A 26940-nucleotide genomic window follows, 5' to 3' on the forward strand; every position below is an offset into this window, starting at 1 on the left:
GGCTACCGCGAAGGACGGCTCACCCATGCCCGCAGACCTCGCCGTCATCGGACTCGGTCATCTCGGCCTGCCCCTGGCCCAGGCCGCCGTCGCCGCCGGCATCTCCACGATCGGATACCGGACGGGGTCTGAGGCCGGTTCCCTCACCGCCGCCGAACAACGCAGACTGCTCTCGGGGGGCTTCCGGCCGACCGACGACGCCGCCGAGCTGGGCCGGGTCCGTACCGCCGTCATCTGCGCCCCGGTCCCACGCGGCGCGGGCGGCGGGCTCGACCTCGGTCAACTGGAGAGCGCCGCCCGCGCGCTCGCCGAGCGGCTCCGCCCGTACACCACCGTGATCCTGGAGTCACCGGTGCCGCCGGGCAGCACGGAGCAGTTCCTGCGTCCGCTGCTCGAAGCGGGCTCGGGGCTGCGCGCCGGACGCGACTTCCACCTCGCGTACTCGCCGAGCCGCGTCGACCCCGGCAACCGCGACTTCGGGGCCGCCAACACCCCGAAGGTGATCGGCGGTCTGACCCCCGCCTGCACCGAGTCCGCCGCCGCCTTCTACGGGCGCCTCACCGACAAGGTGGTCCGTGCGCGCGGCCCGCGCGAGGCGGAGACCGTCCAGGTGCTGGAGACGAACTACCGGCAGGTCAACATCGCCCTGGTCAACGAAATGGCCGTCCTCTGCCATGACTTGGGCGTCGATCTGTGGGACGTCGTCCGCTGCGCGGAGACCAAGCCGTTCGGCTTCGAGGCCTTCCGCCCCGGCCCCGGCGTCGGCGGCCACGCCGTCCCCCAGGACCTCGCGGGCCCGACCGGGCGCACCCTGCGCATGGTCGAACTGGCGCAGCAGGTCAACAGCCGGATGCCCCAGTACGTCGTCCAGCGCGCCGCCACACTCCTGAACGAGCACGGCAAGTCGGCCCGCGGCGCACGCGTCCTGCTGCTCGGCGTGACCTACAAGCCGGACCTCGCCGACCTCCAGGCCTCCCCCGCCCGGGAGATCGCCCTGCGCCTGCTGGAACTCGGCGCCTCCGTCAGCTACCACGACCCGTACGTCCCCGCCTGGAGCGTCCTCGACCGCCCGATCCCCCGCGCGGACTCCCTCTACGAGGCCGCGACCGACGCGGACCTGACGATCCTGCTCCAGCACCACCGCACGTACGACCTCCAGGGGCTGTCGGTGAAGGCCCAACTCCTGCTGGACACCCGAGGGGCCACACCTACAGGGGCGGCGCATCGCTTGTGAAGGGGGCGCACGGGGGCGGGTGTGCCTCCGGGTCCGGTGGCGCGGGGGGCGGCTGCGCCGCTAGCGTGGGGCGGGCGGAGCTCGCCGCAGGGGGTACTGCGGCAGGCTCCACGATGGTTCACGGAGTGTCCACCCCTACTCTCTATAGGGGTGGCCGCTCACTTCCCGTAAATCCGCGAGATCACCTCTATGACGGTGCCGGGCCGCCTGACGGTGGATCCGGTACCGTGCAATAGGCGGAGCCCGCCGCAGCGGGTACTGCGGCAGGCTCCACGATGGTTCACGGAGTGTCCACCCCTAGGTCTCGTAGGGGTGGCCGCTCACCATCCAAAGATCCGCAAGATCCACCTCCTCCGGCACTTCACCGTCCACAGACGGATTCGATCCCAGCGGGTGGGCCTGCGGTGACGCCCCATGGACGCGCCCCCTTCCACGATGCCGCCCATTGACCCGGTAGGCGGTCCGTCGGAATCGGGCCGGGCCCCGAGGGGCGGGGTCCGGTCCAGGTCCTTGGAAGGGGGCGCCCCAGAGAACGGGGTCGCCGAACACGGACACTAGCGGCTCGGCACCGCCCTCCCCGGCGTATTCGCCCCGAAGGCAACCGCGCGCCCCCCGACCGCACAACGCGCCCCCTCACCAGGGCACTTGGGCATACGAAGGGCCGGCCCGGTCCACCCGTGGAGGTGGACCGGGCCGGCCCTTCGTCGCTCAAGCCGAGCGCGGCGTCAGATCAGCGCCGGTGCTGCGAGTCCGCCACCGTCACCTCGACGCGCTGGAACTCCTTCAGCTCGCTGTAGCCGGTGGTCGCCATGGCGCGGCGCAGGGCGCCGAAGAAGTTCATCGAGCCGTCCGGGGTGTGCGACGGGCCCGTGAGGACCTCCTCGATGGTGCCGACCGTGCCCAGGTCGACCTTCTTGCCCCGCGGCAGCTCCTCGTTGACGGCCTCCATGCCCCAGTGGTTGCCCCGGCCCGGCGCGTCCGTGGCGCGGGCGAGCGGGGAGCCCATCATCACGGCGTCCGCGCCGCAGGCGATCGCCTTCGGCAGGTCGCCGGACCAGCCGACGCCGCCGTCCGCGATCACGTGGACGTACCGGCCGCCGGACTCGTCCATGTAGTCACGGCGGGCAGCCGCCACGTCCGCGACCGCGGTCGCCATCGGGACCTGGATGCCGAGGACGTTGCGCGTGGTGTGCGCGGCGCCGCCGCCGAAGCCGACCAGCACACCGGCCGCGCCGGAGCGCATCAGGTGCAGGGCCGCGGTGTAGGTGGCGCAGCCGCCGACGATCACCGGGACGTCCAGCTCGTAGATGAACTGCTTCAGGTTCAGCGGCTCGTGCGAGTGGGAGACATGCTCCGCCGAGACCGTCGTACCGCGGATCACGAAGACGTCCACGCCCGCGTCGACGACGGCCTTGGAGAACTGGGCCGTGCGCTGCGGGGAGAGCGCGGCGGCGGTGACCACGCCCGAGTCGCGCACCTCCTTGATGCGCTGCCCGATCAGCTCCTCCTTGATGGGAGCGGCGTAGATCTCCTGGAGGCGGCGGGTCACGACGTCCGTGGGCAGCCCGACGATCTCGTCGAGCAGCGGCTGCGGGTCCTCGTACCGCGTCCACAGGCCTTCGAGGTTCAGCACACCGAGGCCGCCCAGCTCTCCGATACGGATCGCGGCGGCCGGGGAGACGACCGAGTCCATGGGGGCGGCCAGGAACGGCAGCTCGAAGCGGTAGGCATCGATCTGCCAGGCGATCGAGACCTCCTTCGGGTCCCGCGTACGGCGGCTGGGGACGACGGCGATGTCGTCGAAGGCGTACGCCCGGCGGCCGCGCTTGCCGCGCCCGATCTCGATCTCAGTCACGTCTGTGGCCTTTCCCTCTGCGTTTCAGCGTCTTCCAGTATCGCCGACGGGTGCGACAACGGCCGCCCCGCCCGTACGACGACGGACGCACGAGGGCGGCCCCGGAAGCTCCGGGGCCGCCCTCGGACGTGGAACCGCGCGCCTCAGACGCCTTCGGCGCGCGGGTCCGTCACCTCTTGTTGCTGTAGTTCGGCGCCTCGACCGTCATCTGGATGTCGTGCGGGTGGCTCTCCTTGAGACCCGCCGAGGTGATGCGCACGAAGCGGCCCCGGTCCTGGAGCTCCGGCACCGTCTGGCCGCCGACGTAGAACATCGACTGGCGCAGGCCGCCAACAAGCTGGTGGACGACGGAGGACAGGGGGCCGCGGTAGGGCACCTGGCCCTCGATGCCCTCCGGGATGAGCTGCTCGTCGGAGGCGACGCCCTCCTGGAAGTAGCGGTCCTTGGAGAACGACCTGCGGTCGCCGCGGGTCTGCATGGCGCCCAGGGAGCCCATGCCGCGGTACGACTTGAACTGCTTGCCGTTGATGAACAGCAGCTCGCCCGGCGACTCCTCGCAGCCCGCGAGCAGCGAGCCGAGCATCACCGTGTCGGCGCCCGCGACCAGGGCCTTGGCGATGTCGCCGGAGTACTGCAGGCCACCGTCGCCGATGACCGGGACGCCCGCCGCCTTGGCCGCGAGCGAGGCCTCGTAGATGGCCGTGACCTGCGGGACGCCGATACCGGCGACGACACGGGTGGTGCAGATGGAGCCGGGGCCGACACCGACCTTGATGCCGTCCACACCGGCGTCGATGAGCGCCTGGGCGGCGTCGCGCGTGGCGATGTTGCCGCCGATGACGTCCACGCCCGAGGAGTTCGACTTGATCTTGGCGACCATGTCGCCGACCAGCCGGGAGTGGCCGTGCGCGGTGTCGACGACGATGAAGTCGACGCCCGCCTCGATGAGGGCCTGGGCACGCTCGAAGGCGTCGCCCGCCACGCCCACCGCGGCGCCCACGAGGAGGCGGCCCTTCGTGTCCTTGGCGGCGTTCGGGTACTGCTCCGCCTTCACGAAGTCCTTGACCGTGATCAGACCCTTGATGAGGCCCTCGTCATCGACCAGCGGAAGCTTCTCGATCTTGTGGCGGCGCAGCAGCTCCATGGCCTCGTCGCGCGAGATGCCGACCGTGCCCGTGATCAGGGGCATCGGGGTCATGACCTCGTGCACCCGCCGGGAGCGGTCGTTCTCGAAGGCCATGTCACGGTTGGTGACGATGCCGAGCAGCTTGCCGGCCGGGTCGGTGACCGGGACACCGCTGATACGGAACTTCGCGCACAGGGCGTCGGCCTCGGCGAGGGTGGCCTCCGGGTGGATGGTGATCGGGTTGGCCACCATGCCGGACTCGGAGCGCTTGACCAGGTCGACCTGGTTGGCCTGGTCCTCGATGGAGAGGTTGCGGTGCAGGACGCCCACGCCGCCCTGGCGGGCCATCGCGATCGCCATGCGCGACTCGGTGACCTTGTCCATGGCGGCGGACAGCAGCGGGATGTTGACCCGGACGTTCTTGGAGACGCGCGAGGTGGTGTCGATCTCGTCGGGCGCCATGTCCGACGCGCCCGGCAGCAGCAGCACGTCGTCGTAGGTCAACCCGAGTGTCGCGAACTTCTCGGGCACTCCGTCGACGTTTGCAGTCATGACACCTTCCCCAAATGGCCTTGAACGGTGCGGATGTCCATGCTAACGGGAAGCACGGACCTCTCATTCCACGATCGATAACGGGACCCTGTCTCGTACGTATGTACGAACCAGGTGACCCGACTGGTCTTGTGACGGCCGAAAGGCCATGTCCTGTAAGGGCTTGCCGCACAAGGGCGGCCCGGCAGCGCGCGCTCGCTACTGCTCCGCCAGCGCCCTCAGCCGACTCAGCGCCCGGTGCTGCGCCACCCGCACCGCCCCCGGTGACATTCCCAACATCTGTCCCGTCTCCTCCGCGGTCAAGCCCACGGCGATACGGAGCAGCAGCAGCTCGCGCTGGTTCTCGGGAAGGTTGGCCAGGAGCTTCTTGGCCCACTCCGCGTCGCTGCTCAGCAGCGCGCGCTCCTCGGGGCCCAGCGAGTCGTCCGGGCGCTCCGGCATCTCGTCCGAGGGGACCGCCGTAGAGCCGGGATGGCGCATCGCCGCACGCTGGAGGTCCGCGACCTTGTGCGCGGCGATCGCGAAGACGAACGCCTCGAAGGGGCGCCCGGTGTCCTTGTAGCGCGGCAGCGCCAGGAGCACCGCGACGCAGACCTCCTGAGCCAGGTCCTCGACGAAGTGCCGGGCGTCGCCGGGCAGCCGGGACAGGCGCGTGCGGCAGTAGCGCAGGGCCAGGGGGTGTACGCGGGCGAGCAGGTCATGGGTCGCCTGCTCGTCGCCGTCGACGGCACGGTGGACGAGCGCACCGATCACCGTTGTCTCGTCGTCGCGCATCGATCCATGGTGCCTTGACGTCGTCCGATCCGTGACACCGCGTCCGTAGTTGTGCACCGAAGCGTTATGAGCAGGTGCGCCGGAACCCATCTCCTGCGCCCTCCCCTCCCGCTCGACCGACTCGTCCCCGAGGAACTCCACACCTCAAGGATGCGGCATGCGCGGCGAAACGAGCAGCGCGCACCCGGCGAGCCCCGTTGCCAAGCGGCGTCAGGGGAGTACGAGGCGGGCCGTCCGGACCCGCCTGGGGTCGCTGCGCCCCGCCCGCCCTGCGGCAGGCGGGGATCCGCGCACCCCCGCGATGGTCCACTTAGCGGACCAGGCCCCAGCGGAAGCCGAGCGCCACCGCGTGCGCGCGGTCCGAGGCGCCGAGCTTCTTGAACAGCCGCCGGGCGTGCGTCTTCACCGTGTCCTCGGAGAGGAACAGCTCCCGGCCGATCTCCGCGTTGGACCGCCCGTGGCTCATGCCCTCCAGGACCTGGATCTCCCGCGCGGTGAGCGTCGGCGCGGCGCCCATCTCGGCGGAGCGCAGCCGCCGCGGCGCGAGCCGCCAGGTCGGGTCGGCGAGGGCCTGCGTCACCGTCGCCCGCAGCTCCGCGCGCGAGGCGTCCTTGTGCAGATAGCCGCGGGCGCCCGCGGCGACCGCGAGCGCCACGCCGTCCAGGTCCTCGGCGACGGTGAGCATGATGATGCGCGCTCCCGGGTCCGCGGACAGCAGCCGTCGTACGGTCTCGACGCCGCCCAGACCGGGCATGCGTACGTCCATCAGAATCAGGTCCGAGCGGTCGGCGCCCCAGCGGCGGAGGACTTCCTCGCCGTTGGCCGCCGTCGTCACACGCTCGACGCCGGGCACGGTCGCGACCGCACGGCGGAGCGCCTCTCGGGCAAGCGGGGAGTCGTCGCAGACGAGGACGGATGTCATGACCGCCCTCCGCAGCTGATGCGCGTCACCTTGAGCCTCCAGGCTGGTTACGAATCGTCACCTGAGCGGTCGACGCCCTCGGACGCCTGCCCGAGCGCTTGTTCTTTCAACCGCCTCCGCACTCTCCAACGATGGTCACTCGAAAGAGTTACGGTGCAGCAAGCCATCTTCGGCACTGTACGTGAGGGCGCGAACACGGTGCAGACATGCGCGCGGACCCCCGAACTTTCATCACAACCTATGCCCCATTTAGCCGCTTTTCTTCCCGTTAGCTGGTGTCTGGAGCTAGATTCGCAATGAGTCATATTTTCATCTCCTAAGATCGTCGTTGTACGGTCGGAAGCACACATATCCGCCCAGAACGGCAACAAGGGGACATGCAATGGCAGACTTCTCCCGCCTTCCCGGACCGAACGCGGATCTGTGGGACTGGCAGCTCCATGCGGCCTGCCGTGGGGTCGACAGCTCGCTCTTCTTCCATCCGGAAGGCGAACGCGGCGCGGCGCGGAGCGCGCGCGAGAACTCGGCCAAAGAGGTCTGTATGAGATGCCCCGTACGCGCGGAGTGCGCGGCCCACGCACTGGCGGTGCGCGAGCCGTACGGCGTATGGGGCGGACTGACCGAGGACGAGCGCGAAGAGCTGATGGGCCGAGCACGCAACCGGCTGGTACCGGCGTCGACGACCAACGGGGGCACCGCCGCCCCGAACAACTGAAAGAACGTTTCTGCGACGCGGGCACGCACGGGCGTGCCCATACTTGTGCGGCCAGGTGTAGCCCAAGGGAGTTACCCGGACATGCCGCCCGGCGGTTACGACCGCACGGCAGACGGCCTCAGCGTCCGGCCGCCCGTGCCAGCTTCCCGAGCATCGCCGCCACCGCCGGCACCTGGGCCAGGTCGGGCAGGGTGAGCGCGACGATCTCCCGCCGCACCGCGGGCTCCAGCGCGATGGGACGCGCGCCCCTCGGCCGTACGGACTCGATCGCGAGCTGCGGCAGGACGGCCACCCCGAGACCGGCCGCGACCAGACCGGCCACCGCGGGGAAGTCATCGGTCGCGAAGTCGATGCGCGGTGAGAAGCCCGCGCTCTCGCACACCTGGACGAGCTGGCCCCGGCAGCGCGAACAGCCCGCGATCCACGACTCCTTCGCGAGATCGCCGATGGCGACGGACTCCGCGCGCGCCAGCCGATGGCGCTCGGGGACCAGGGCGACGAGGCGGTCGGAGAGCAGGGGCCGGACGATCAGGTCGTCCCACTCCTCGGCGCCCGCCGCTCCCTCGTAGCGGAAGGCGAGCGCGACATCGCAGTCACCGGCGCGCAGCTTCTCGACGGACTCGGGCGGCTCGGCCTCCTCGAGGGAGACCCGGGTGCCGGGGTGCGCGGCGCGCAGCGCGGCGAGCGCGGTGGGGACGAGCGTGGAGCTGCCGCTCGGGAAGGAGACGAGGCGGACCCGGCCGGCCCTGAGGCCCGCGATGGCGGCGACCTCTTCCTCGGCGGCGGTCAGCCCGGCGAGGATGCCCGTCGCATGCCGCACCAGCGCCTCGCCGGCCTGCGTCAGACGCATCTCCCGGCCGCTGCGGATCAGCAGGGGCGTGCCGACGGACGTCTCCAGCGCCTTCATCTGCTGGCTGACGGCGGGCTGGGTGCAGCCCAGTTCGCGCGCCGCCGCCGAGAAGGAGCCACTGGCGGCCACGGCGCGCAGCACACGGAGGTGTCGGGCCTCGATCACGCTTTGAGCATAAGCGATTCTTGGGTGCGGCGACGAATATCGCGCTGAATCTTTGATCGCAATATCGCCTACGCCGTGGACCCGTGTATCGCCTACGGTGCGGACATGAAGCTTCTGTCACTGAACCTGGGTCGTCCCGAGGCCGTCGAGTACACCGATCAGGCGGACGGCGTGACCGGTATCGACAAGCGGCCGGTGGACGGGCCGGTCCGGGTGGCCGCGCCCGGACCGAAGGGAACGGGCGCGAGCGGGCTGGCCGGGGACGCCGTGTGCGATCTGCGGCACCACGGCGGCGACGACCAGGCGGTCTACGCGTTCGCCCGCGAGGAGTTGGACGCCTGGGAGCGTGAGCTGGGCCGTTCCCTGCCGAGCGGTTCGTTCGGCGAGAACCTCACCACGCAGGGGATCGACGTGTCCGGGGCGCTGATCGGCGAGCGCTGGCGCGTCGGCGCCGAGCTGCTCCTCGAGGTCAGCTCCGGGCGGATCCCGTGCCGCACCTTCCAGGGGCATCTCGGGGAGAGCGGCTGGGTCAAGCGGTTCACGCGGCAGGGGGCGCCCGGCGCGTATCTGCGGGTGATCGAGCCCGGCGAGATCCGGGCCGGCGACCCCATCGAAATCGTGCACCGACCCGACCACGCGGTGACGGTCGCCCTCCAGTTCCGGGCGTCGACCACGGAACGGCACCTGCTGCCAAGCCTGTTGGCGGCGGGCGAGGCGCTGCATCCGGAGAGCCTGGCGGCGGCCCGGAAGTACGTGGGCACGTACGCGGCGGACAACCGGCCGACGCCGTAGGGGCGTTGGCGGAAGAGTGGGTGAACGGGCCTGTCCGGTGGGCGGACCCGTGCGCTCCGGGTCACTATCGTTGGCCCATGACAACGGCTCTGATTACGGGAGCGACCGCGGGCATCGGCGCCGCGTTCGCACGACGCCTCGCCGCCGACGGCCATGATCTCGTCCTGGTGGCCCGCGACGCCCAGCGGCTGCGGGAGCAGGCGACGGAGTTGCACGACCGGCACGGCATCGAGGTGGAGGTGCTGGCGGCCGACCTCGCGACGGACGAGGGCATCGAGACGGTGGCCGCGCGGCTGTCCGACCTCAGGAACCCGGTCGATCTGCTCATCAACAACGCGGGCTTCGGCAACAAGGGCCGCTATCTCGACGTCCCGATGGCCGACGAGCTGCGCATGCTCAAGGTGCACTGCGAGGCCGTGCTGCGGCTGACGACCGCGGCGGCGGAGGCGATGCGCTCGCGCGGGCGCGGCGGGGTCGTCAACGTGGCCTCGGTCGCGGCGTTCGTGCCGCGCGGCACCTACGGCGCGTCCAAGGCGTGGGTCGTGCAGTTCACGCAGGGCGCGGCGCGGGACCTGGCCGACTCGGGCGTACGGCTGATGGTGCTGTGTCCGGGCTTCGTCCGTACGGAGTTCCACGAGCGGGCCGGGATGGGCACGAGCAACATCCCGAACTGGATGTGGCTGGATGCGGACAAGCTGGTCGCCGCGGCGCTCACGGATCTGGCCCGGGGCAAGTCGCTGTCCGTTCCGGACCCGCGGTACAAGGCGCTGATGGGCGTGGTGAAGGTGACGCCGCGCGGGCTGCTGGGCGGGGTGACCTCGCGGACGGGGCGCAAGTACGGGCCGCGCTAAGGGCTGTCCCGTGATCCCTGGTGGATCAGCGCGCGGCGTCAGATGCGCTCGGGTGGGAAAATTGACCGTATCTGCCGGACTCAGGGGGGCCGGAGGCGGCGTCATGACATATGTGCGGCTCATCGACTGCAGGACCCGTCGGTTCGACGAGATGAACCGGATCATGGAGGCGTGGGTCGAGCAGACCCGGGGCAGACGGACCGCGACGCACAGCGTGATCGGCAAGGACCGGGCCGACGACTCGCACTTCGTCGAGATCGTGGAGTTCCCCTCGTACGAGGAGGCGATGCGCACCGCGCATCTGCCCGAGAGCCAGAAGATCTTCCGCGAGATGGTCGCCCTGTGCGACGGGACGCCCACGTTCACGGAGCTGGACGTGATCCGGGACGAGCAGTTGTACGCGGCGAACGCCCGGCGGTTCTTCGAGACGCTGACGAGCGCGGGCGAACTGCCGCCGCTCAACGACCTGATCACGGAGGACTGCCACAGTCACGACCCCGTCAACGCCCAGGACACGATCGGTCTCGACGCGCTCCGGCGCGAGTACGACGTATGGCGCGGCGCCTTCGACGCGACGTTCACCCTCGATGACGTGATCGCCCAGGGCGACCGGGTCTGCGTCCTGTGGACGTGGAACGCCCGGCACCGGGGCGAGTTCCTCGGGATCACGCCCACCGGGCGCGACGTCACCATGAGCGGGATGACCCTGCTGCGGTTCAGCGAGGACGGGAAGATCGCCGAGACCTGGTGGCAGCACGACCAGCTCGGGCTGATGGAGCAGCTCGGCGCGCTCGACGCCCTGGAGACCTGACCGGACCCGGACAGCGCGAAGGTCCGGCACCCTCCGTGGGGGTGCCGGACCTCAGTGGCGCCTGTGGCTCAGGTCAGTGGGCGTGACCGTGGCCGTGGCCGGCCGCGGCCGGCTCTTCCTCTTCCTTCTTCTCGACGACCAGGGTCTCGGTCGTGAGCAGCAGGGAGGCGATGGAGGCGGCGTTCTCCAGGGCGGAACGGGTCACCTTCACCGGGTCGATGACGCCGGCCTTGACCAGGTCGCCGTACTCACCGGTGGCGGCGTTGTAGCCGTTGCCCTTGTCCATCTCGGCGACCTTGGAGGCGATGACGTAGCCCTCGAGGCCGGCGTTCTCGGCGATCCAGCGCAGCGGCTCGACGACCGCGCGGCGCACGATGGCGACACCCGTGGCCTCGTCGCCCTGCTTGCCGAGGCCGTCCGCCAGCACCTTGGAGGCGTGGACCAGCGCGGAGCCACCACCGGAGACGATGCCCTCCTCGACCGCGGCGCGGGTCGCGGAGATGGCGTCCTCCAGACGGTGCTTCTTCTCCTTCAGCTCCACCTCGGTGGCGGCGCCGACCTTGATCACGCACACGCCGCCGGCCAGCTTCGCGAGGCGCTCCTGGAGCTTCTCGCGGTCCCAGTCGGAGTCGGTGCTCTCGATCTCGGCCTTGATCTGGGCCACGCGGCCGACGACGTCCTCGGACTTGCCGCCACCGTCGACGATGGTGGTGTCGTCCTTGGTGACCGTCACGCGACGGGCGGAGCCGAGCACCTCCAGGCCGACCTGGTCGAGCTTGAGGCCGACCTCCTCGGAGATGACCGTGGCGCCGGTGAGGACCGCCATGTCCTGGAGCATCGCCTTGCGGCGGTCGCCGAAGCCGGGGGCCTTGACGGCGACGGCGTTGAACGTGCCGCGGATCTTGTTGACGACGAGCGTGGAGAGCGCCTCGCCCTCGACGTCCTCGGCGATGATCAGCAGCGGCTTGGAGGCACCCGCCTGGATGACCTTCTCCAGCAGCGGCAGCAGGTCCTGGATGGAGGAGACCTTGCCCTGGTTGATCAGGATGTACGGGTCGTCGAGGACGGCCTCCATACGCTCCTGGTCGGTCACGAAGTACGGGGACAGGTAGCCCTTGTCGAAGGCCATGCCCTCGGTGAAGTCCAGCTCCAGACCGAAGGTGTTGGACTCCTCGACGGTGATGACACCGTCCTTGCCGACCTTGTCCATCGCCTCGGCGATCAGCTCGCCGACCTGCTGGTCCTGGGCGGACAGCGCGGCGACGGCGGCGATGTCGGACTTCTCGTCGATCGGGCGGGCGGTGGCCAGCAGATCGTCGGAGACGGCCTTGACGGCGGCGTCGATGCCCTTCTTCAGGGAGGCCGGGGAGGCACCCGCGGCGACGTTCCTCAGACCCTCGCGCACCAGGGCCTGGGCGAGCACGGTGGCGGTGGTCGTACCGTCACCCGCGATGTCGTTGGTCTTGGTCGCCACCTCCTTCACGAGCTGGGCGCCGAGGTTCTCGTACGGGTCCTCGATCTCGACCTCGCGGGCGATCGTGACACCGTCGTTGGTGATGGTGGGAGCACCGAACTTCTTGTCGATGACGACGTTGCGGCCCTTCGGGCCGATCGTCACCTTGACCGTGTCGGCAAGCTTGTTGACGCCGCGCTCGAGGGCGCGACGGGCGTCCTCGTCGAACTTCAGGATCTTCGCCATGGAGCGTTTCAGTCCTCTCGTTGCGATCCGCGGCAGCCCTCCCGGAGCAGCCGCCTATCGCGGTGAAAAGCGAACCGCGCCCCCGACACCCGGCCTGTCAACGGTCGCGGGGCCAGGGGCGCAGCTCAAAGCAGTCTGCTTCGGTGAATTACTTCTCGACGATCGCGAGCACGTCGCGAGCCGAGAGAACGAGGTACTCCTCGTTGTTGTACTTCACCTCGGTGCCGCCGTACTTGCTGTAGAGCACGACGTCGCCGACCTTGACGTCGAGCTCGACGCGCTTGCCGTCCTCGACGCGACCCGGGCCGACCGCGAGGACGACGCCCTCCTGGGGCTTCTCCTTCGCAGTGTCCGGGATGACCAGGCCAGAGGCGGTGGTCTGCTCGGCGTCGAGCGGCTGGACCACGATGCGGTCCTCGAGCGGCTTGATGGCAACCTTGGAGCTGGCGGTCGTCACGATCCGACCTCCCCCTTCGGAGATCTCACGGGGTTAACTGTCTGAGGTGGCGACCAGGTCGATCCGTCGTCGCGGGTGCCGGACCTGCCCGTCGCTGTGTTGGCACTCTCCGGTGGTGAGTGCCAGAGCCGAGACTATGACCGCGATTAGCACTCGGTCAAGCGGAGTGCCAATTGTGCGCGGTGCGGCGTCGCGCGTGCCCCGGCCGGGGCCCTAGAGATAGTCCTCCAGCCGCCCCACCGTGAACCCGCTCTCCTGGATGCGGCGCAGCAGGCGTGCCGTCTCCGTCGTCAGGGGGGCGGGCGGGCGGCTCTCCTCCTCGTGGGGCTGGACATGGGGCCGGAGGATGTCGCCGGGGCGCAGGGGCGCGTCCCTCTCGTACGCGTCGGGGTTCCGGCCCGGCGTCCGGCGCCACAGGATCAGCGAGGTGATCCCGCAGTCCGCCGCCGCCTCGAACGTGGTGCGGTCGTAGGTGCCGTACGGCGGGCGCAGCAGCCGGGGGTGCAGGCCGCCCAGACGCACCCTCAGCCGCTCCTGCTGGCCGCAGATCTCGGCGCGCTGCGCCCGGTAGGAGAGCCCGCGCAGCTCGGCGTGGTGCAGGGTGAGGTTCTCGATGCTCGCACCGGCCGCCCGCAGCCGTGCGGCGCGCGCGTACTCGGGTCCGACCGAGCTGTCCGCGAGGAACACGCTGACCGGCAGCCGCAGTTCACGGACCATGTCGATGAACCGGGGGTCCTTCTCCGCGTCCGCGCCGTAGGTCAGGAAGACGACCTTGTCGTGGGTGGGCACATGGTCGAGGGCGGGCGGCAGGCCCGGTCCCGCCGGACCCGCGCCGTGGCCCGGGGAGCGGACCGGCCGGGGGGCGCGCGTGACCGGGGCGGCCAGGCCCCAGTCGCGGTACTTCTCCTCGTGCGGCCCGCGCGAGGGGTGCACCTTCTGCGCGGCCTTCTTGCCCAGCCGTTCGATCGGGTCGACGGAGGGGGCGCAGCCGGACAGGATCATCAGGACGAGCGCCCCGCCGAGCAGCGCGCGCACCGGCCGCCGCGCCCTCACAGGTAGTCCTCCAGGCGCCCCACCGCGTACCCGTCGTCGGTGACCTTCTTCAGGAACCGGCGGACCAGGTCGGACATCGTGACGTCCCAGTCCGACGAGCCCTTGAAGTGGGCCAGGACGATGTCGCCGGGGTGCAGCCTGCGGTCCCACTCGCGGTACTCCCAGTGGTCGGGGTAGATCTCCTCGTTCCAGAGCGGCACATACGCGATGCCGCAGTCCCGCGCGGCGCGCAGCGTCTCCTTGTCGTAGGCGCCCTGCGGTGACCGGAAGACCGTCGGGCGCCTGCCGAACTGCTCCTTCATCACGTCCTGCATGCCACAGATCTCGTTCTTCTGTTCCTCGTAGGACATCCCGGGCAGATAGGGGTCGTGCAGGGTGCGGTTGTCCAGCGTGACGCCGAGGTCCCGCATCCCGCGGAAGTAGTCGTAGTCGTCGTCGACGACGGTGTCGCTGAGGAACGCGGTGTACGGGACGTGCAGTTCGCTCATCATCCGCAGGAACGCCGGGTCCTTGTCCGTGCCGTCGTCGATGGTGAGGAAGACGACCTTGTCCTTGGTGGGCACGCTCGTGAACACCGGGGGCAGACCGGCGCCGCCCGGGACCCCGAAGCCCTTGCGGAAGGTGATGGCCGGCCTCTTCGCCGGGGGCGCCGCGACCAGCGGCACCTTGGCCAGCCCCCAGCGGGTGGCGGCTGCCGCGCGCTGGGCGTACGAGGGCGGCTTGCCGGGGTATCCGTCGAGGGCGCGCCCCTGCGGCGCCTTCAGCGACTGCGAGCCGAGCGTTCCCGGCACACCGCCGCCGGAACAGGCGGCGGCGAGGGCGGCGAGCGCCAGGAGGGCGAGGGCCGCGCACGCCATGGACAGCGCGCCGAGCCGGGGGACACGCTTCGCACGCCCTTCGTCATCTTGTCGTACGAGCCGCATGGTGCCGGATCCTTCCAGCCGCCCCCGGCCCCCGGGGGCCGACACCGCGACCGGGCACACGCCATCCACCGACTGGCCGACAATGGCCTGGTGAACGACGTCTCCTTCGCATCCCTGCGCACCCCCGAGGGCCGTGCCCTCCTCGACGAGGTGCGCGGCACCGCTCCGGCACAGGAGCTGGCCGTCGCCACCCGGCTGCGCCGCGACCACCCCGCCGAGCTGGTCTCGGCGGCCCTCGCCCAGGCGCGGCTGCGCGAGCGGGCGGCGGCGAAGTTCGGGGCCGAGGACGCGGCGCGGATGTTCTTCACCCCGAACGGCGTCGAGCAGTCCACCCGGACCACCGTCGCGACCTACCGCGCCCGGCGGCTGCGCGCCCTGGGCGTGACCAGTGTCGCCGATCTGTGCTGCGGCATCGGCGGTGACGCCATCGCGCTCGCCCGGACCGGGATCCGGGTCCTCGCGGTGGACCGCGACCCGCTGACCGCGGCGGCGGCGCGGGCGAACGCCGAGGCGCTCGGTCTGTCGGCGCTGATCGAGGTGCGCGAGGCCGATGTCACGGACGTCGACGTGTCCTCGTACGACGCCGTCTTCGTCGACCCGGCGCGGCGGGGCGGCCGGTCGGGCCGGTCGGGCGGCGGCCGGATCTTCGACCCGGAGGCCTACTCGCCGCCGCTGTCCTGGGCCGTGGCCACGGCGCTGAAGGCCCCGCACGCGGCCCTGAAGGTCGCCCCCGGCATCCCGCACGAGGCGGTGCCGCCCGAGGCGGAGGCCGAGTGGATCTCGGACGGCGGGGATGTGAAGGAGGCCGTGCTGTGGTTCGGCACGGAGCCGGGGCTCGTGCGCGCCACGCTGCTGCCCGGCCCGCGGGAGCTGCGCGGCCGTGGCCTGCCGGACCCCCCGGTGCGCCCGCTCGGCCGCTATCTCTACGAGCCCGACGGCGCCGCGATCCGCGCGCATCTGGTGGCGGAGGTGGCCGAGGAGCTGGACGGCGGTCTCCTCGACGCGACGATCGCGTATGTGACGGCGGACGAGCTGCGCCCCTGCCCGTACGCCACCGCCTACGAGATCACCGACCGACTCCCCTTCAACGTCAAGAAGTTGAAGGCCCTGCTGCGGGAGCGGGAGGTCGGCGTCCTGACCGTGAAGAAGCGCGGCTCGGCGGTGGAGCCGGAGGAGCTGCGCCGCAAGGTCCTGCCCAAGCCGCACGGCAGGAACGCGGTGACCGTGTTCCTGACGCGGGTGGCGGGGGCGCCGACGATGCTGCTGGGCCACCCCGCCCACGTCTGAGCACCAGGCCTCGGGCGGTCTCCGGTCAGTCCTCGGACACCGACTCGAAGCGCCACCGGTGCACCGCCCGGGTCACCGACTCCTCCGCGGGGTCGGGGAGTTCGGGCAGGTCGGCGGTGAGGTCCGCGTCCCACCAGGTGATGACGAGCACCCGGTCCTGGGGGGCGCGGAAGGTCTCGCGGCGCAGCGGCGGCGACGGCAGCTCCTGGGCCCGCGCCCAGGCCAGCAGTTCCTCGCCGCGGCCGGCCACGGCCCGCGCCTCCCACATCAGCGCGACCGTCACGAGTACAGGTTCTCCTTGCTGATCTCGTGCACATGGTCATGCGAGTCGTGGGAGTGCGTGTGCGTGTGCCCGTTCCCGGGGACATGCGTGTCCGTCACCGGCAGCGAGGAGTCCGCGGACAGGTCCCAGTCGGAGGCGGCCCGGTTGCGGGCCACCATCTCGGCGCCCAGCGCCGCGACCATCGCGCCGTTGTCCGTGCACAGCTTCGGCCGCGGCACCCGCAGCCGGATACCGGCCGCCTCGCAGCGCTCCTGGGCGAGCGCGCGCAGCCGGGAGTTGGCCGCGACACCGCCGCCGATCATCAGATGGTCGACGCCCTGGTCCCGGCAGGCCCGTACGGCCTTGCGGGTCAGCACGTCCACCACCGCCTCCTGGAAGGAGGCCGCCACATCACGCACCGGCACCTCCTCCCCCGCCGCCCGCTTGGCCTCGATCCAGCGGGCCACGGACGTCTTCAGACCGGAGAAGGAGAAGTCGTACGCCGCGTCGCGGGGCCCGGTCAGACCGCGCGGGAACGCGATGGCCCGCGGGTCGCCCTCCTTCGCGTACCGGTCGATGACCGGGCCGCCCGGGAAGCCGAGGTTCAGCACGCGCGCGACCTTGTCGAAGGCCTCGCCCGCCGCGTCGTCGATGGTCGCGCCCATCGGCCGGACGTCGGAGGTGATGTCGGTGGACAGCAGCAGCGAGGAGTGCCCGCCGCTCACCAGCAGCGCCATCGTGGGCTCCGGCAGCGCGCCGTGCTCCAACTGGTCCACGCAGATGTGGGAGGCGAGGTGGTTGACGCCGTACAGCGGCTTGCCCAGCGCGTACGCGTACGCCTTCGCGGCCGAGACGCCGACCAGCAGGGCGCCGGCGAGACCGGGCCCGGCGGTGACCGCGATGCCGTCGAGGTCCTTCGCGCTCACCCCCGCTTCCTTCAGCGCCCGGTCGATGGTCGGCACCATGGCCTCGAGGTGCGCGCGGGAGGCGACCTCGGGGACCACACCGCCGAAGCGCGCGTGCTCGTCGACGCTGGACGCGACGGCGTCCGCGAGGAGGGTCGTGCCGCGGACGATGCCGACACCGGTCTCGTCACAGGAGGTCTCGATCCCCAGGACCAGGGGTTCGTCAGCCATTGCTCTCGGTTCCTTGTACTGATGTCGGTTCCGTGCCGGAACCGCCGTCGGATGCTGTGGTCAGGCGCATCACCAGGGCGTCGACGTTCCCCGGCTGGTAGTAGCCGCGTCGGAAGCCGATGGGCTCGAAGCCGAAGCGCTCGTACAGCTTCTGCGCGCGCACGTTGTCGACCCGGACCTCGAGCATCACCTCGGCGCACTCGAACGCCGTCGCGGCCTGGAGCAGCTCGGTCAGCAACCGTCGGCCGAGACCGGTGCCCCAGTGGTCGCGGGCGGCGGCGATGGTCTGGATGTCGCCCAGGTCGCCCTGGACGGCCAGGCCCGCGTAGCCGACGACCCGCTCCTCCTCGACGGCCAGGACATACCGCCGGGTCGCCTCCGGGCCCCGGGCGTGCGCCAGCTCGGACCAGAACATGCCCCGCGACCAGGCGTCCTCGGGGAAGAGGTCCTTCTCCAGCTCCAGTACGGGATCGATGTCCCACCAGCGCATCTCGCGCAGTACGGGCGTCACGGGCGCGGTCACTTGGGCGTGACCACCTTGTAGTTCTTGGGCACCTGCGCGTCCGGGCGGCGCAGATACAGCGGCCGGGGCGCGGGCAGCTCCTCGCCCGCCCCGATCCGCTCCGCCGCGAGGGACGCGAGCGCCGCCGCGGACACGTGCTCGGGCTCCCGCGCCTGCGTGAACGTGTCCGGGTAGAGCAGCGCCCCGGCGCCGACGGCGGGCAGGCCCGCGACCGTGTCGGCGATCTCGGCGGGCCGGTCCACCGCGGGCTCGGTGACGCGCGTGCGGGCGTTGTCGTACCGCGCCCAGTAGACCTCCTTGCGGCGCGCGTCCGTGGCCACGACGAAGGGCTCGTCGAGCCCGGAGGCGTACGCGAGGGCGTCGAGGGTGCACACGCCGTACACGGGCACGCCGAGAGCGAGCCCGAAGGCGTCGGCGGTCATCAGGCCGACGCGCAGCCCCGTGTAGGGGCCGGGGCCCACGCCCACGACGACGGCCGTGACGGCGTCGAGCCGGGTGTCCGCCTCGGCGAGGACCCGATCGACGGCGGGCAGCAGGAGTTCCCCGTGCCGGCGCGCGTCCACCTGACTCGAGGAGGCGACGACGGATGTGCCGTCGTGCAGCGCGACGGTGACGGCGGGGGTGGCGGTATCCAGAGCGAGCAAGAGCACGCAAACAGCCTACGGCGCTCGCGCCCGCCATACGGCCGCCCCGGTACGGTCCACCCCTGCTGCTAACGTCACACCGAAGATGTACGGCGGAATCAGTACGTCGTACGAGACGCATACAGCTACGAGTACGTCCGCGTGCGGCGCAAGGCCGTCCGCGCGGGGCCGAGAGGTGGGGCACAGGGTGGCTAGGGGCAGCTCGGGATTCGTGGCCGGGCTCACCGCGGCGGCCATCGCCGCGGTCGGATTCCTCGCCTACCAGGCGTCGGCCAACGTGCCCGACACCCTGGGCAAGCCGCGGGTGAAGACGTCACCGAAGCCCACCGTGCCGAAGGCGCCCGAGGACAAGAAGGACGTCCCGGTGGCGCTGCCCGGCGACTCCGGCACCGGCGAGCGGGTGGTGTACGGGCTGGAGGACGACCGGGTGTGGCTGGTCGGCGCCGACGGCAAGGTCCGGCGCACGTTCGAGGTCACGCCGGGGACGGTGGATCCGGCGCCCGGCACGTACCAGGTGAGGTCCAAGCGCCCGTCCGGAGCCGGTTCGGACGGTGTTCAGGTGGAGCACATCGTGGTGTTCGCACTTCAGCCCGCGGTGATCGGCTTCAGCGCGGCGATCGACGGGTCGACGCCCGCGCCCGACGCCTCGAAGAAGCTGGGCGGGATCCGCGAGTCCCGGGCGGACGGCACCGCGCTGTGGGAGTTCGCGAAGGACGGGGAGAAGGTCGTCGTCGTCCCCTGACGCGACCGCGCCCTACGCGGCTCTGCGGTGCTCCTCGGTGGCCGACGCGGCCGGGGACGTGGCTCGGGGCGTCTCGGGCTCAGGGTCCGGCGGCGGGGTCGAGATCAGCTTCGCCGCGGCGCACGACGCCAGCAGGTCCCGCATCGACACCCCGGCGGCTCCGGCCGCCCCGCGCGGTCGCGTCTCGTCTCGTTCTGAAGCCGGCATGGACGCCTCCTGGAGTCACGAGGGCCGGCGCGGTTAGGTAGACCTAACCACGGACTGACATCCATGTGACCACGCCCGGCACCCGCGATGCAACATCATGCCGACGCGTTGTCGGAACGTTGGGCGGGCGAGAGCACGCCGTGGCAGGACGTCCGGAAGCCCGCCGATCGCGGCGATTACGGCCTGGTCAGGCCGACAGCACGCCCAGGTCGACGCTCGCCCAGCGGCGTCCGATGCCCGTGAAGGTGACATGGCGCACTTCGTCCGTGGTGTCGCCGACCGCACGGTGGATGACCACGTGGAGCCGGTCGTCCGTCAGCTCCTCGACCTTGCCCTCGCCCCACTCCACGACGACGACGGAGTCCGGCAGCGAGACGTCGAGGTCGAGGTCCTCCATCTCGTCGAGGCCGCCGCCCAGGCGGTAGGCGTCCACGTGGACCAGGGGCGGGCCGTCGCCGAGGGACGGGTGCACCCGGGCGATCACGAAGGTCGGGGAGGTGACCGCGCCCCGCACGCCGAGCCCTTCGCCGAGCCCGCGGGTCAGGGTGGTCTTGCCCGCGCCCAGCTCGCCGTTGAGCATCACGAGGTCCCCGGCACGCAGCAGCTCGGCGAGCCGGAGCCCCAGCTCCCGCATCTGTTCGGGGGAGGTGATGGTGAGCCGGACGGTGACGCCGTCGGGTGCCGGGGTGTGCGGTGTTGCGAGATCTTCCATCGTCACTCTTCGTTCAGGAGAAGGCGGAGCCACAGCCATCCACGGTAGCCGGGGCGGGCACCGCTCCCGTCCGGGCGAGCAGATCGGCGAGGCGGTCGGTCACGGCCTCGGGGTGTTCCAGCATGACGAGGTGCCCCCCGTCGGGCACAAGCACCAGTTCGGCGTCGGGCAGCAGATCGGCGATCGCCTCGCTGTGCTCGCTCGGCGTGACCAGGTCCTGGACACCGGCCAGGACGAGGACGGGAAGATCCGCGAAGTGGGCGAGCGCCGCGGTCTTGTCGTGGTCGTCGAACGCCGGGTAGAACTCCGCGACGACGTCGATCGGGGTGCCCTCGATCATCCGTTCGGCGAATCGGGCGATGGCCGGATCGACGTCCCGTGACGCGAACGAGTACCACTTGATGAGCCCCGCGAACAGGTCGGCGGTGGCCCGGCGCCCCTTCTCCACGAGGGCGACCTGCTGTCCCATCGCCTTCAGCACGCCGGGCAGGATGCGCCGTATCGCGTTGACGCCCGCCATGGGCAGTCCGAAGTTGACCTCGCCGAGCCGCCCGGCGGACGTGCCGACGAGGGCGACGCCGACGACCCGGTCGCGGATCAGCTCGGGGAACTGGTCGGCCAGCGCCATGATCGTCATGCCGCCCATGGAGTGTCCGGCGAGCACGATCGGACCTTCGGGCACGGCCGCGTCGATCACGGCCTTGAGATCGCGCCCGAGCTGGTCGATGGAGACGGGCGTGCCGTCGGCCTGCGCCTTGCCACGCCCGGAGCGGCCATGGCTGCGCTGGTCCCAGTGCACCGTCCGCACGACACCGCGCAGCGCGGCCCGCTGGAAGTGCCAGGAGTCCTGGTTGAGGCAGTAGCCGTGGCTGAAGACGACGGTGACCGGGGCCGGGGTCTTGCGGCCGAAGAGCCTGCGGCGGCGCGGTATGGAGCCGCCCTCCGGCTCGACGTCGTCCACCTCGTAGTACAGCTCGGTCCCGTCGTCCGCGTACGCCTTGCCGGGGGTGCCGCGCAAGCCGCCGTAGGGGCCCGCCGAGTCGAGGACGAGCCGGGCCTTGCGGCGCATGTTGCGGCCGACCGTCAGCCGTTCGATGGCCACACCGGCGGCGGCACCCGCCGCGACCATGCCCAGCGCCGCGCCCGCGAGACCGGCGACGCGCCAGTTCCCGGCGGCGGAGGCGGCCTCGCCCGCGACGGCCTCCACGGCCCCGGCGCTGCTCTCGCTCACGTCCCGCTCCTCCCCGAGAGCTCCGCTCGTGCTGCCATGACGTGGGGCCTGTTCCGAGGTGTCCGTCGTCCGCGCGGACGACGGGCACCTCGGAACAGGCCCCTACCGGATTCACCCGGACGGGTCAGCCCTCGTGTTCGGTATCCACCTTCACGTAGACGCGCGGGATGCGGGCGCCGATCCGGGTCACGATTTCGTATGCAATCGTCCCGGCTGCCTGCGCCCAGTCCTCGGCGGTGGGCTCGCCGAGGTCGCCGGAGCCGAAGAGGACGGCCTCCGTGCCCGGCGCCGGCTCGTCGCCGCCCAGGTCGACCACGAACTGGTCCATGGCGATCCGGCCCGCGACCGTACGCGGCTTGCCGTCGACCAGGACCGGGCCCGCGCCGGAGGCATGGCGCGGGATGCCGTCGCCGTAGCCGACGGGGACCAGGCCGAGGGTGGTGGTGCCGGGGGTGGTGTAGAGGTGCCCGTAGCTGATGCCGTGGCCGCCGGGGACCTGCTTCACCAGGGCGAGCGAGGCCTTGAGCGCCATCACCGGGCGCAGTCCGAGGTCGGCCGGGGTGCCGAGGTCGGGGCTCGGCGAGATGCCGTACATCGCGATGCCCGTGCGGACGAGGTCGAAGTGGGCCTCGGGCAGGGTGAGCGTGGCGGGCGAGTTGGCGATGTGCCGCACCTCGGGCCGCACCCCCTGCGCCTCGGCGTACGCCACCATCTCGCGGAAGCGGGTGAGCTGGGCCTGGATCGAGGGGTGGCCGGGCTCGTCGGCACAGGCGAAGTGCGACCACAGGCCGACCACGGTGAGCAGGCCGTCCGCCTGGGCGCGCAGGGCCTCGGCGACGAGTTCGGGCCAGTCGTCGGGCTGGCATCCGTTACGTCCGAGGCCGGTGTCGGCCTTGAGATGGACGCGGGCGGGCGCGCCCGCGGCGGCTGCCGCCTCGCGCACCTCCGCGAGGGCCCACAGGCCGCTCACGGACACGTCGACATCGGCCTCGATCGCCTGCCGCCAGGGACCGCCGGGCGTCCAGAGCCAGCACATGAGACGCCCCGGAAGGCCCGCCTCGCGCAGGGCGAGGGCCTCCTCGGGCGTGGCCGTACCGAGCCACTTCGCACCGGCTTCGAGGGCCGCACGGGCGCACGGCACCGCGCCATGTCCGTACGCGTCCGCCTTGACCACGGCCATCAGGGCCGCGCCCGGCGTGCGGGCGCGCAAGGCTCGTACGTTCGCTCGAAGGGCCGCCAGATCGATCTCGGCGCGGGCGCGAAAGGGTGCTGTCTTTGAACTTGTCATGGCGCCCCAGTGTCTCAAAAGCCGTCGACGGTGATCCGGCACCGGTACCGCTCGGGTCTCAGGTGCCGGGCTTGCGCCCCCATACGTACACGCGGTCACCCTCCTTCAGGAACCCCCACAGCGCGCGGGCGTCGGCGGGGCGCATGTTCACGCAGCCGTAGGAACCGTCCCCGCTCGCGAGGTCGTCGTCCACGGCGTGGAAGGCCTGGCCGCCGCTGAAGAACTGGCTGTACGGCATGGGGGTGTCGTAGAGCGTCGACCAGTGGTTCCGGTGCTTCCAGACGATCTTGTGCCAGCCGGTGCGGGTCCGGTACCCCGGGCCGCCGGTGCGGACCGGGACGGGGCCGTAGACCACGTTCTCCCCCTTCTGCACCCAGGTGAGCTGACGCGTGAGGTCGACGCAGGCGACGCGGTACGCGCGTACGGGGCACTTCCTCGGGGCGTCGGGGGCGGCGGCGACTGTGGTGGCCGAGGAGAGGGCGGTGGCGACGGTGAGGAGGACCGTGGCACTGCGACCGGCCATGCGTGTACTGATCATGTGATCAGACAAGCGCGAGCGCGCCGGTGCGACGGAGCCGCCGCGCTCGCGGGTCACCCGTACGCGGGCGCCACGCGGGCGCGTGGCCCCGGCGGGTGGTCGCTCAGTCGCGTACGTCCCGCCAGGCCTCCGGGAGGGCGTCCGCCACGTCGTGGGCGCCCGCGGGGGCGCCGTCCGCCGCGTACCGGCCCGCGAGGCCGTGCAGATACGCCGCCGTGCTCCCGGCGTCCCGGGGCGAGAGACCGGCCGCGAGCAGCGAGCCGGAGAGCCCGGAGAGCACGTCCCCGCTGCCCGCGGTCGCCAGCCACGGCGTGCCCGTCGCGTTCACCCGCACCGGCCCGCCCTGGGGGTCCGCCACCAGCGTGGTCGAGCCCTTGAGCAGCACCGTCGCGTCGTAGCGCGCCGCCAGTTCCCGTACCGCCGTGAGCCGGGCGCCCTCGACCTCCTCGCGCGAGACCCCGAGCAGGGCGGCGGCCTCCCCGGCGTGCGGGGTCAGCAGGGTGGGGGCCGAGCGGCCGCGCACGGTGCCCCGGTCGGCCAGCCGCAGCCCGTCCGCGTCGATGAGCACGGGCACCTCGGCCTTCAGCACCTCCGCCACGGACCGCGCCTCGTCCCCGGCGCCGGGCCCGACGACCCAGGCCTGCACCCGCCCGGCCTTCGCGGGGCCCTTGTCGGACACGAGCGTCTCCGGGAAGCGGGCGATCACCGCGCTCGCGGCGGGCCCCACGTACCGCACGGCCCCGGCCCCGCCCCGCAGCGCGCCCGCCACCGCGAGCACGGCCGCGCCGGGATAGCGGGCGGACCCGGCGGCGATCCCGACCACCCCGCGCCGGTACTTGTCGCTCTCCGCGCCCGGCAGCGGCAGCAGCGCCGCCACGTCCGCGTGCTGAAGCGCCTCCAGTTCGGCCTCCTCGGGCAGTTCGAGCCCGATGTCGACGAGGCGTACGGTGCCGGCGTACTCGCGTGCCGGGTCGACGAGCAGCGCCGGCTTGTGCGTACCGAAGGTCACCGTGAGGTCCGCCCGTACGGCCGCCCCGCGTACCTCCCCGCTGTCGGCCTCCACCCCGCTCGGCAGGTCCACGGCGACGACGGCCGCGCGCGAGCGCGAGGCGAGCGCGGCGAGCCGTGCGGCGTCCGTCCGCAGGCCGCCCTTGCCGCCGATCCCGACGATCCCGTCCATGACCAGGTCGGCCCGCCGGATCGCCTCCTCGGCAGCCACCGCGGGGTCCGCGACCGTGCCACCGGCGCGCCGCAGGGCCGCGAGCCCGCCCTGGTGCGCGCGGTCGGGCGTGAGCGGCAACGCGGTGACACCGGCCCCGCGCCGGGCGAGCCGCGCCCCCGCGTACAGGGCGTCCCCGCCGTTGTCCCCGCTGCCGACCAGCAGCACCACCCGGCTGCCGTACACCCGGCCCAGCACCTGGGCGCAGGTCGCGGCCAGTCCGGCGGCGGCGCGCTGCATCAACGCGCCTTCCGGTAGCCGCGCCATGAGCGCCCGCTCGGCCGCCCTCACCGTCTCCACGCTGTACGCAGTACGCATACGCCGAGTCTCCCGCACGGCTGTCGCGGCACGGCGGAGGCGCTACCCCTCGGCGACGACCACCGCGGACGCGACACCCGCGTCATGGCTGAGGGACACATGCCAGGACCGCACGCCGAGTTCGGCGGCACGGGCCGCGACCGTGCCCGTCACCCGCAGCCGCGGCTGCCCGCTCTCCTCGACGTACACCTCGGCGTCCGTCCAGTGCAGCCCACTGGGCGCGCCCAGGGCCTTGGCCAACGCCTCCTTGGCCGCGAACCGCGCCGCCAAGGAGGCGAGCCCCCGCCGCTCCCCACTGGGCAGCGACAACTCCCGCTCCACGAAGAGCCGTTCGACCAGCCCCGGGGTACGCTCCAGCGCGGCCCGGAACCGATCGATCTCGGCCACGTCGATACCGACTCCGATGATGCTCATCCGGGCACTCTACGATCCGCCCGGCGCCCCGGCCCGGTCGCCTTACGCGCCGCTCTTCTCCGCGAGGGTGTGCGCCACCAGGGCGTTGGCGTGGCCGTGGCCCAGGCCGTGCTCGGACTTGAGCCAGTTGACCAGTTCCATGTGCTTGGTCAGCGGCGAGGAGCGGATGAGGTCCGTCCACTCGGCGATCGGGCGGCCGTACTTCTTCTCGATGGAGGGGAAGTAGCTGGCGGGGCCATTGGCGGGTGCGGTCATGGCGGGTGGTCCTTCCTGGCGGCTGCGTCCGTGCGGTCGTTGGTGTGGCGTGTGTACAACGTACGTAGTGATGACCGGAGTTGGGACGGGAATTCATCGGTCGGGCCCGGAGGCCGCCTCGGAGATCGCCCGGACGTCGGCTCGGAAGTCGGCTCGGACAGCGCCGAGTTCGGCAGGTTCGGCGGGTTCGACGAGCGCCCCCTCGCCGTCACCTGAAATCCAGTCACCTCATGTCAGACACCCCTGCTAACCTGCGCAGACTCGATCACACCGTGCACACCAGCGGTTCACATTCGCGCCCGTTCGTGCACTTGTGGATCACATCGCGCGCCCTGGGGGTCAGTCGGCGCGTGCTGCGGTCGGAACACATTCCTTACGCCAAGGGGGCGAAGCCATGAGCAGGAGCAGCAGCGGCAGAGAGGGCGGCGACGAAGGCAGAGCCGAGCGGGCCCCGGCGCTGGTGACCGACCCGTTCGACGCGCTTCGCGGACTCGCCCCGCTGCGCACCGCCGCTCGGGCCGGTGACTGGGCGGCCACCCAGGACTTCTTCGCCGGGCTCGACTCCGTCGACAAGACCTCCGTCGCCGTCGGCGCGTTCGGCGGTATCGACGGGACCGAGACCTACCTGGAGAAGGCCGTGGCGGCCCGGCCCGGCGATCCGCTGCCGCGCACGCTGCTGGCCGAGCGGTACATCCGCATCGGCTGGGAGATCCGCAGCGGTGCCCGTGCCGAGCACGTCTCGCGCGACCAGTTCGCCGAGTTCCACTCCTGGCTGCGCAAGGCCGAGCAGTTGCTGATCGAGGTCTGCGCGGAGCAGCCCGCGTACGCCCCCGCCTGGACGTCCCGCATCACCCTCGCCCGCGGTCTGCAACTGGGGCAGTCCGAGACCCGGCGCCGCTACGACCGGCTGTCCGCCCATCACCCCCACCACTTCAGCGCGCAGGCGCAGTTGCTCCAGCAGGTGTGCCCCAAGTGGGGCGGCTCCTGGGAGGACGCGCACGGCTTCGCCCAGGAGTGCGCGGCCTCCGCGCCGGACGGCTCGCACGCCGGGATCCTGGTCGCCGAGGCCCATGTCGAGCACTGGCTGGAGCTGGAGGGCAGCGAGGCGACGGCGTACATGCGCGGCGTACCCGTCCGTGACGACCTGCGCCACGCCGCCCTGGTCTCCGTCCTGCACTCGGCCTACCGTCAGGACTGGCACTGGATCACGGGTCACAGCACCTTCGCCCTCGCCTTCTCGCTGGGCGGCCATCTCGAGGACGCCGCCCGGCACTTCGCCGCCCTGGGCAATACGGCCTCCGCGTCCTCGTGGCAGTACCTGGGGGACTGGCAGAGCCGGTTCATGAAGTTCCGCAAGGCCGCGCTGGCGACGCTCTGAGAGGGAG

28 protein-coding genes and 1 pseudogene are annotated in these 26940 nt (G+C 71.8%); 8 read left to right on the plus strand and 21 right to left on the minus strand.

The genetic code is table 11. The features are described 5' to 3' along the window. Positions 1-25 precede the first annotated feature (25 nt). On the plus strand, positions 26-1234 hold the full coding sequence (locus ACZ60T_RS10185; RefSeq protein ID WP_469665503.1) for a nucleotide sugar dehydrogenase: 1209 nt from the start codon (positions 26-28) through the stop codon (positions 1232-1234). 730 nt (positions 1235-1964) lie between these two features. On the opposite strand, the gene ACZ60T_RS10190 is transcribed toward ACZ60T_RS10185, so the two are convergent. The 4 genes from ACZ60T_RS10190 to ACZ60T_RS10205 form a co-directional block, all read right to left on the minus strand. Beyond that, positions 1965-3089 (minus strand): GuaB3 family IMP dehydrogenase-related protein, encoded by a 1125-nt coding sequence (locus ACZ60T_RS10190; RefSeq protein ID WP_469665504.1) that lies wholly within the window; start codon positions 3087-3089, stop codon positions 1965-1967. A gap of 169 nt (positions 3090-3258) precedes the next feature. Next, on the minus strand, positions 3259-4767 hold the full coding sequence (guaB, locus tag ACZ60T_RS10195; protein ID WP_469665505.1) for an IMP dehydrogenase: 1509 nt from the start codon (positions 4765-4767) through the stop codon (positions 3259-3261). Between the two features lie 198 nt (positions 4768-4965). Then, a complete protein-coding gene (locus ACZ60T_RS10200) occupies positions 4966-5541 on the minus strand; it encodes a sigma-70 family RNA polymerase sigma factor (protein ID WP_030571403.1) in 576 nt (191 codons plus the stop codon). A 310-nt stretch (positions 5542-5851) separates the two neighbouring features. Then, a complete protein-coding gene (locus tag ACZ60T_RS10205) occupies positions 5852-6463 on the minus strand; it encodes a response regulator transcription factor (protein ID WP_003948568.1) in 612 nt (203 codons plus the stop codon). A 382-nt stretch (positions 6464-6845) separates the two neighbouring features. Here ACZ60T_RS10205 and ACZ60T_RS10210 point away from each other — a divergent pair, with 382 nt between their 5' ends. Next, positions 6846-7178, plus strand: a complete 333-nt coding sequence (locus tag ACZ60T_RS10210) for a WhiB family transcriptional regulator (RefSeq protein ID WP_252424677.1) — start codon at positions 6846-6848, stop codon at positions 7176-7178. Positions 7179-7296: 118 nt separating this feature from the next. On the opposite strand, the gene ACZ60T_RS10215 is transcribed toward ACZ60T_RS10210, so the two are convergent. Then, positions 7297-8193 (minus strand): LysR substrate-binding domain-containing protein, encoded by an 897-nt coding sequence (locus tag ACZ60T_RS10215; protein WP_469665506.1) that lies wholly within the window; start codon positions 8191-8193, stop codon positions 7297-7299. Positions 8194-8298: 105 nt separating this feature from the next. Between ACZ60T_RS10215 and ACZ60T_RS10220 the strand changes: the two genes are divergently transcribed. The 3 genes from ACZ60T_RS10220 to ACZ60T_RS10230 all read left to right on the plus strand — a co-directional run bounded on the left by ACZ60T_RS10220 (position 8299) and on the right by ACZ60T_RS10230 (position 10647). Next, positions 8299-8985 (plus strand): MOSC domain-containing protein, encoded by a 687-nt coding sequence (locus ACZ60T_RS10220; protein ID WP_469665507.1) that lies wholly within the window; start codon positions 8299-8301, stop codon positions 8983-8985. A gap of 77 nt (positions 8986-9062) precedes the next feature. Continuing rightward, positions 9063-9836 carry an SDR family NAD(P)-dependent oxidoreductase gene (locus ACZ60T_RS10225; protein WP_469665508.1) on the plus strand — a complete coding sequence of 258 codons (774 nt, stop codon included), beginning with the start codon at positions 9063-9065 and terminating at the stop codon, positions 9834-9836. A gap of 103 nt (positions 9837-9939) precedes the next feature. Next, positions 9940-10647 (plus strand): ester cyclase, encoded by a 708-nt coding sequence (locus ACZ60T_RS10230; RefSeq protein ID WP_469665509.1) that lies wholly within the window; start codon positions 9940-9942, stop codon positions 10645-10647. Between the two features lie 73 nt (positions 10648-10720). On the opposite strand, the gene groL is transcribed toward ACZ60T_RS10230, so the two are convergent. From groL to ACZ60T_RS10250, 4 genes are all read right to left on the minus strand, one after another. Beyond that, complete coding sequence (gene groL, locus ACZ60T_RS10235; RefSeq protein WP_365634541.1) at positions 10721-12346, minus strand: chaperonin GroEL; 1626 nt, start codon at positions 12344-12346, stop codon at positions 10721-10723. 148 nt (positions 12347-12494) lie between these two features. Continuing rightward, complete coding sequence (groES, locus tag ACZ60T_RS10240) at positions 12495-12803, minus strand: co-chaperone GroES (RefSeq protein ID WP_252424665.1); 309 nt, start codon at positions 12801-12803, stop codon at positions 12495-12497. Between the two features lie 213 nt (positions 12804-13016). Further along, entirely contained in the window at positions 13017-13856 is an 840-nt protein-coding gene (locus ACZ60T_RS10245) for a polysaccharide deacetylase family protein (RefSeq protein ID WP_469665510.1), read from the minus strand. Then, the gene (locus ACZ60T_RS10250) at positions 13853-14779 is read right to left on the minus strand and encodes a polysaccharide deacetylase family protein (protein ID WP_469665511.1); all 927 of its coding nucleotides are present in this window, start codon (positions 14777-14779) and stop codon (positions 13853-13855) included. The genes ACZ60T_RS10245 and ACZ60T_RS10250 overlap by 4 nt, the downstream gene beginning before the upstream one ends. A gap of 90 nt (positions 14780-14869) precedes the next feature. Between ACZ60T_RS10250 and ACZ60T_RS10255 the strand changes: the two genes are divergently transcribed. Then, positions 14870-16066: a class I SAM-dependent methyltransferase gene (locus ACZ60T_RS10255; RefSeq protein WP_469665512.1), complete on the plus strand. Its 1197-nt coding sequence runs from the start codon at positions 14870-14872 to the stop codon at positions 16064-16066. A 25-nt stretch (positions 16067-16091) separates the two neighbouring features. Here ACZ60T_RS10255 and ACZ60T_RS10260 read toward each other — a convergent pair whose 3' ends face one another. From ACZ60T_RS10260 to tsaB, 4 genes are read right to left on the minus strand one after another with little or no spacing between them, the layout of a single operon-like run. Continuing rightward, positions 16092-16349, minus strand: coding sequence for a hypothetical protein (locus ACZ60T_RS10260; protein WP_365634551.1), 258 nt, complete (start codon positions 16347-16349; stop codon positions 16092-16094). Further along, positions 16346-17464 (minus strand): tRNA (adenosine(37)-N6)-threonylcarbamoyltransferase complex transferase subunit TsaD, encoded by a 1119-nt coding sequence (gene tsaD / locus ACZ60T_RS10265; RefSeq protein ID WP_469665513.1) that lies wholly within the window; start codon positions 17462-17464, stop codon positions 16346-16348. Before tsaD ends, ACZ60T_RS10260 begins: the two co-directional genes overlap by 4 nt. Then, on the minus strand, positions 17457-17987 hold the full coding sequence (rimI, locus tag ACZ60T_RS10270) for a ribosomal protein S18-alanine N-acetyltransferase (protein ID WP_365634557.1): 531 nt from the start codon (positions 17985-17987) through the stop codon (positions 17457-17459). Before rimI ends, tsaD begins: the two co-directional genes overlap by 8 nt. After that, the gene (gene tsaB / locus ACZ60T_RS10275; protein WP_365634560.1) at positions 17984-18637 is read right to left on the minus strand and encodes a tRNA (adenosine(37)-N6)-threonylcarbamoyltransferase complex dimerization subunit type 1 TsaB; all 654 of its coding nucleotides are present in this window, start codon (positions 18635-18637) and stop codon (positions 17984-17986) included. The genes rimI and tsaB overlap by 4 nt, the downstream gene beginning before the upstream one ends. Before the next feature lie 181 nt (positions 18638-18818). Here tsaB and ACZ60T_RS10280 point away from each other — a divergent pair, with 181 nt between their 5' ends. Continuing rightward, complete coding sequence (locus ACZ60T_RS10280; RefSeq protein WP_469665514.1) at positions 18819-19373, plus strand: hypothetical protein; 555 nt, start codon at positions 18819-18821, stop codon at positions 19371-19373. Between the two features lie 12 nt (positions 19374-19385). Here the strand turns inward: ACZ60T_RS10280 and ACZ60T_RS10285 are convergent, their stop codons facing one another. The 8 genes and pseudogenes from ACZ60T_RS10285 to ACZ60T_RS10320 all read right to left on the minus strand — a co-directional run bounded on the left by ACZ60T_RS10285 (position 19386) and on the right by ACZ60T_RS10320 (position 25555). Further along, entirely contained in the window at positions 19386-19580 is a 195-nt protein-coding gene (locus ACZ60T_RS10285) for a hypothetical protein (protein WP_365634566.1), read from the minus strand. A 187-nt stretch (positions 19581-19767) separates the two neighbouring features. Further along, positions 19768-20292: a tRNA (adenosine(37)-N6)-threonylcarbamoyltransferase complex ATPase subunit type 1 TsaE gene (tsaE, locus tag ACZ60T_RS10290; RefSeq protein WP_365634569.1), complete on the minus strand. Its 525-nt coding sequence runs from the start codon at positions 20290-20292 to the stop codon at positions 19768-19770. 13 nt (positions 20293-20305) lie between these two features. Beyond that, on the minus strand, positions 20306-21523 hold the full coding sequence (locus ACZ60T_RS10295; RefSeq protein ID WP_365634573.1) for an alpha/beta fold hydrolase: 1218 nt from the start codon (positions 21521-21523) through the stop codon (positions 20306-20308). A 124-nt stretch (positions 21524-21647) separates the two neighbouring features. Further along, positions 21648-22811 (minus strand): alanine racemase, encoded by a 1164-nt coding sequence (gene alr / locus ACZ60T_RS10300; RefSeq protein ID WP_365632530.1) that lies wholly within the window; start codon positions 22809-22811, stop codon positions 21648-21650. Between the two features lie 58 nt (positions 22812-22869). Continuing rightward, a pseudogene (locus tag ACZ60T_RS10305) lies at positions 22870-23259 on the minus strand (L,D-transpeptidase); the annotation flags it as partial. Positions 23260-23452: 193 nt separating this feature from the next. Further along, positions 23453-24886: an NAD(P)H-hydrate dehydratase gene (locus tag ACZ60T_RS10310; RefSeq protein ID WP_469665515.1), complete on the minus strand. Its 1434-nt coding sequence runs from the start codon at positions 24884-24886 to the stop codon at positions 23453-23455. Positions 24887-24928: 42 nt separating this feature from the next. Beyond that, entirely contained in the window at positions 24929-25300 is a 372-nt protein-coding gene (locus tag ACZ60T_RS10315) for a holo-ACP synthase (RefSeq protein ID WP_365632524.1), read from the minus strand. 42 nt (positions 25301-25342) lie between these two features. Continuing rightward, on the minus strand, positions 25343-25555 hold the full coding sequence (locus tag ACZ60T_RS10320; protein ID WP_469665516.1) for a DUF4287 domain-containing protein: 213 nt from the start codon (positions 25553-25555) through the stop codon (positions 25343-25345). A 394-nt stretch (positions 25556-25949) separates the two neighbouring features. On the opposite strand from ACZ60T_RS10320, the gene ACZ60T_RS10325 reads away from it, so the two are divergent. Then, positions 25950-26933, plus strand: a complete 984-nt coding sequence (locus ACZ60T_RS10325; protein ID WP_469665517.1) for a hypothetical protein — start codon at positions 25950-25952, stop codon at positions 26931-26933. Positions 26934-26940 lie beyond the last annotated feature (7 nt).

It is taken from the genome of Streptomyces sp. NPDC104371 (genome assembly GCF_055583785.1).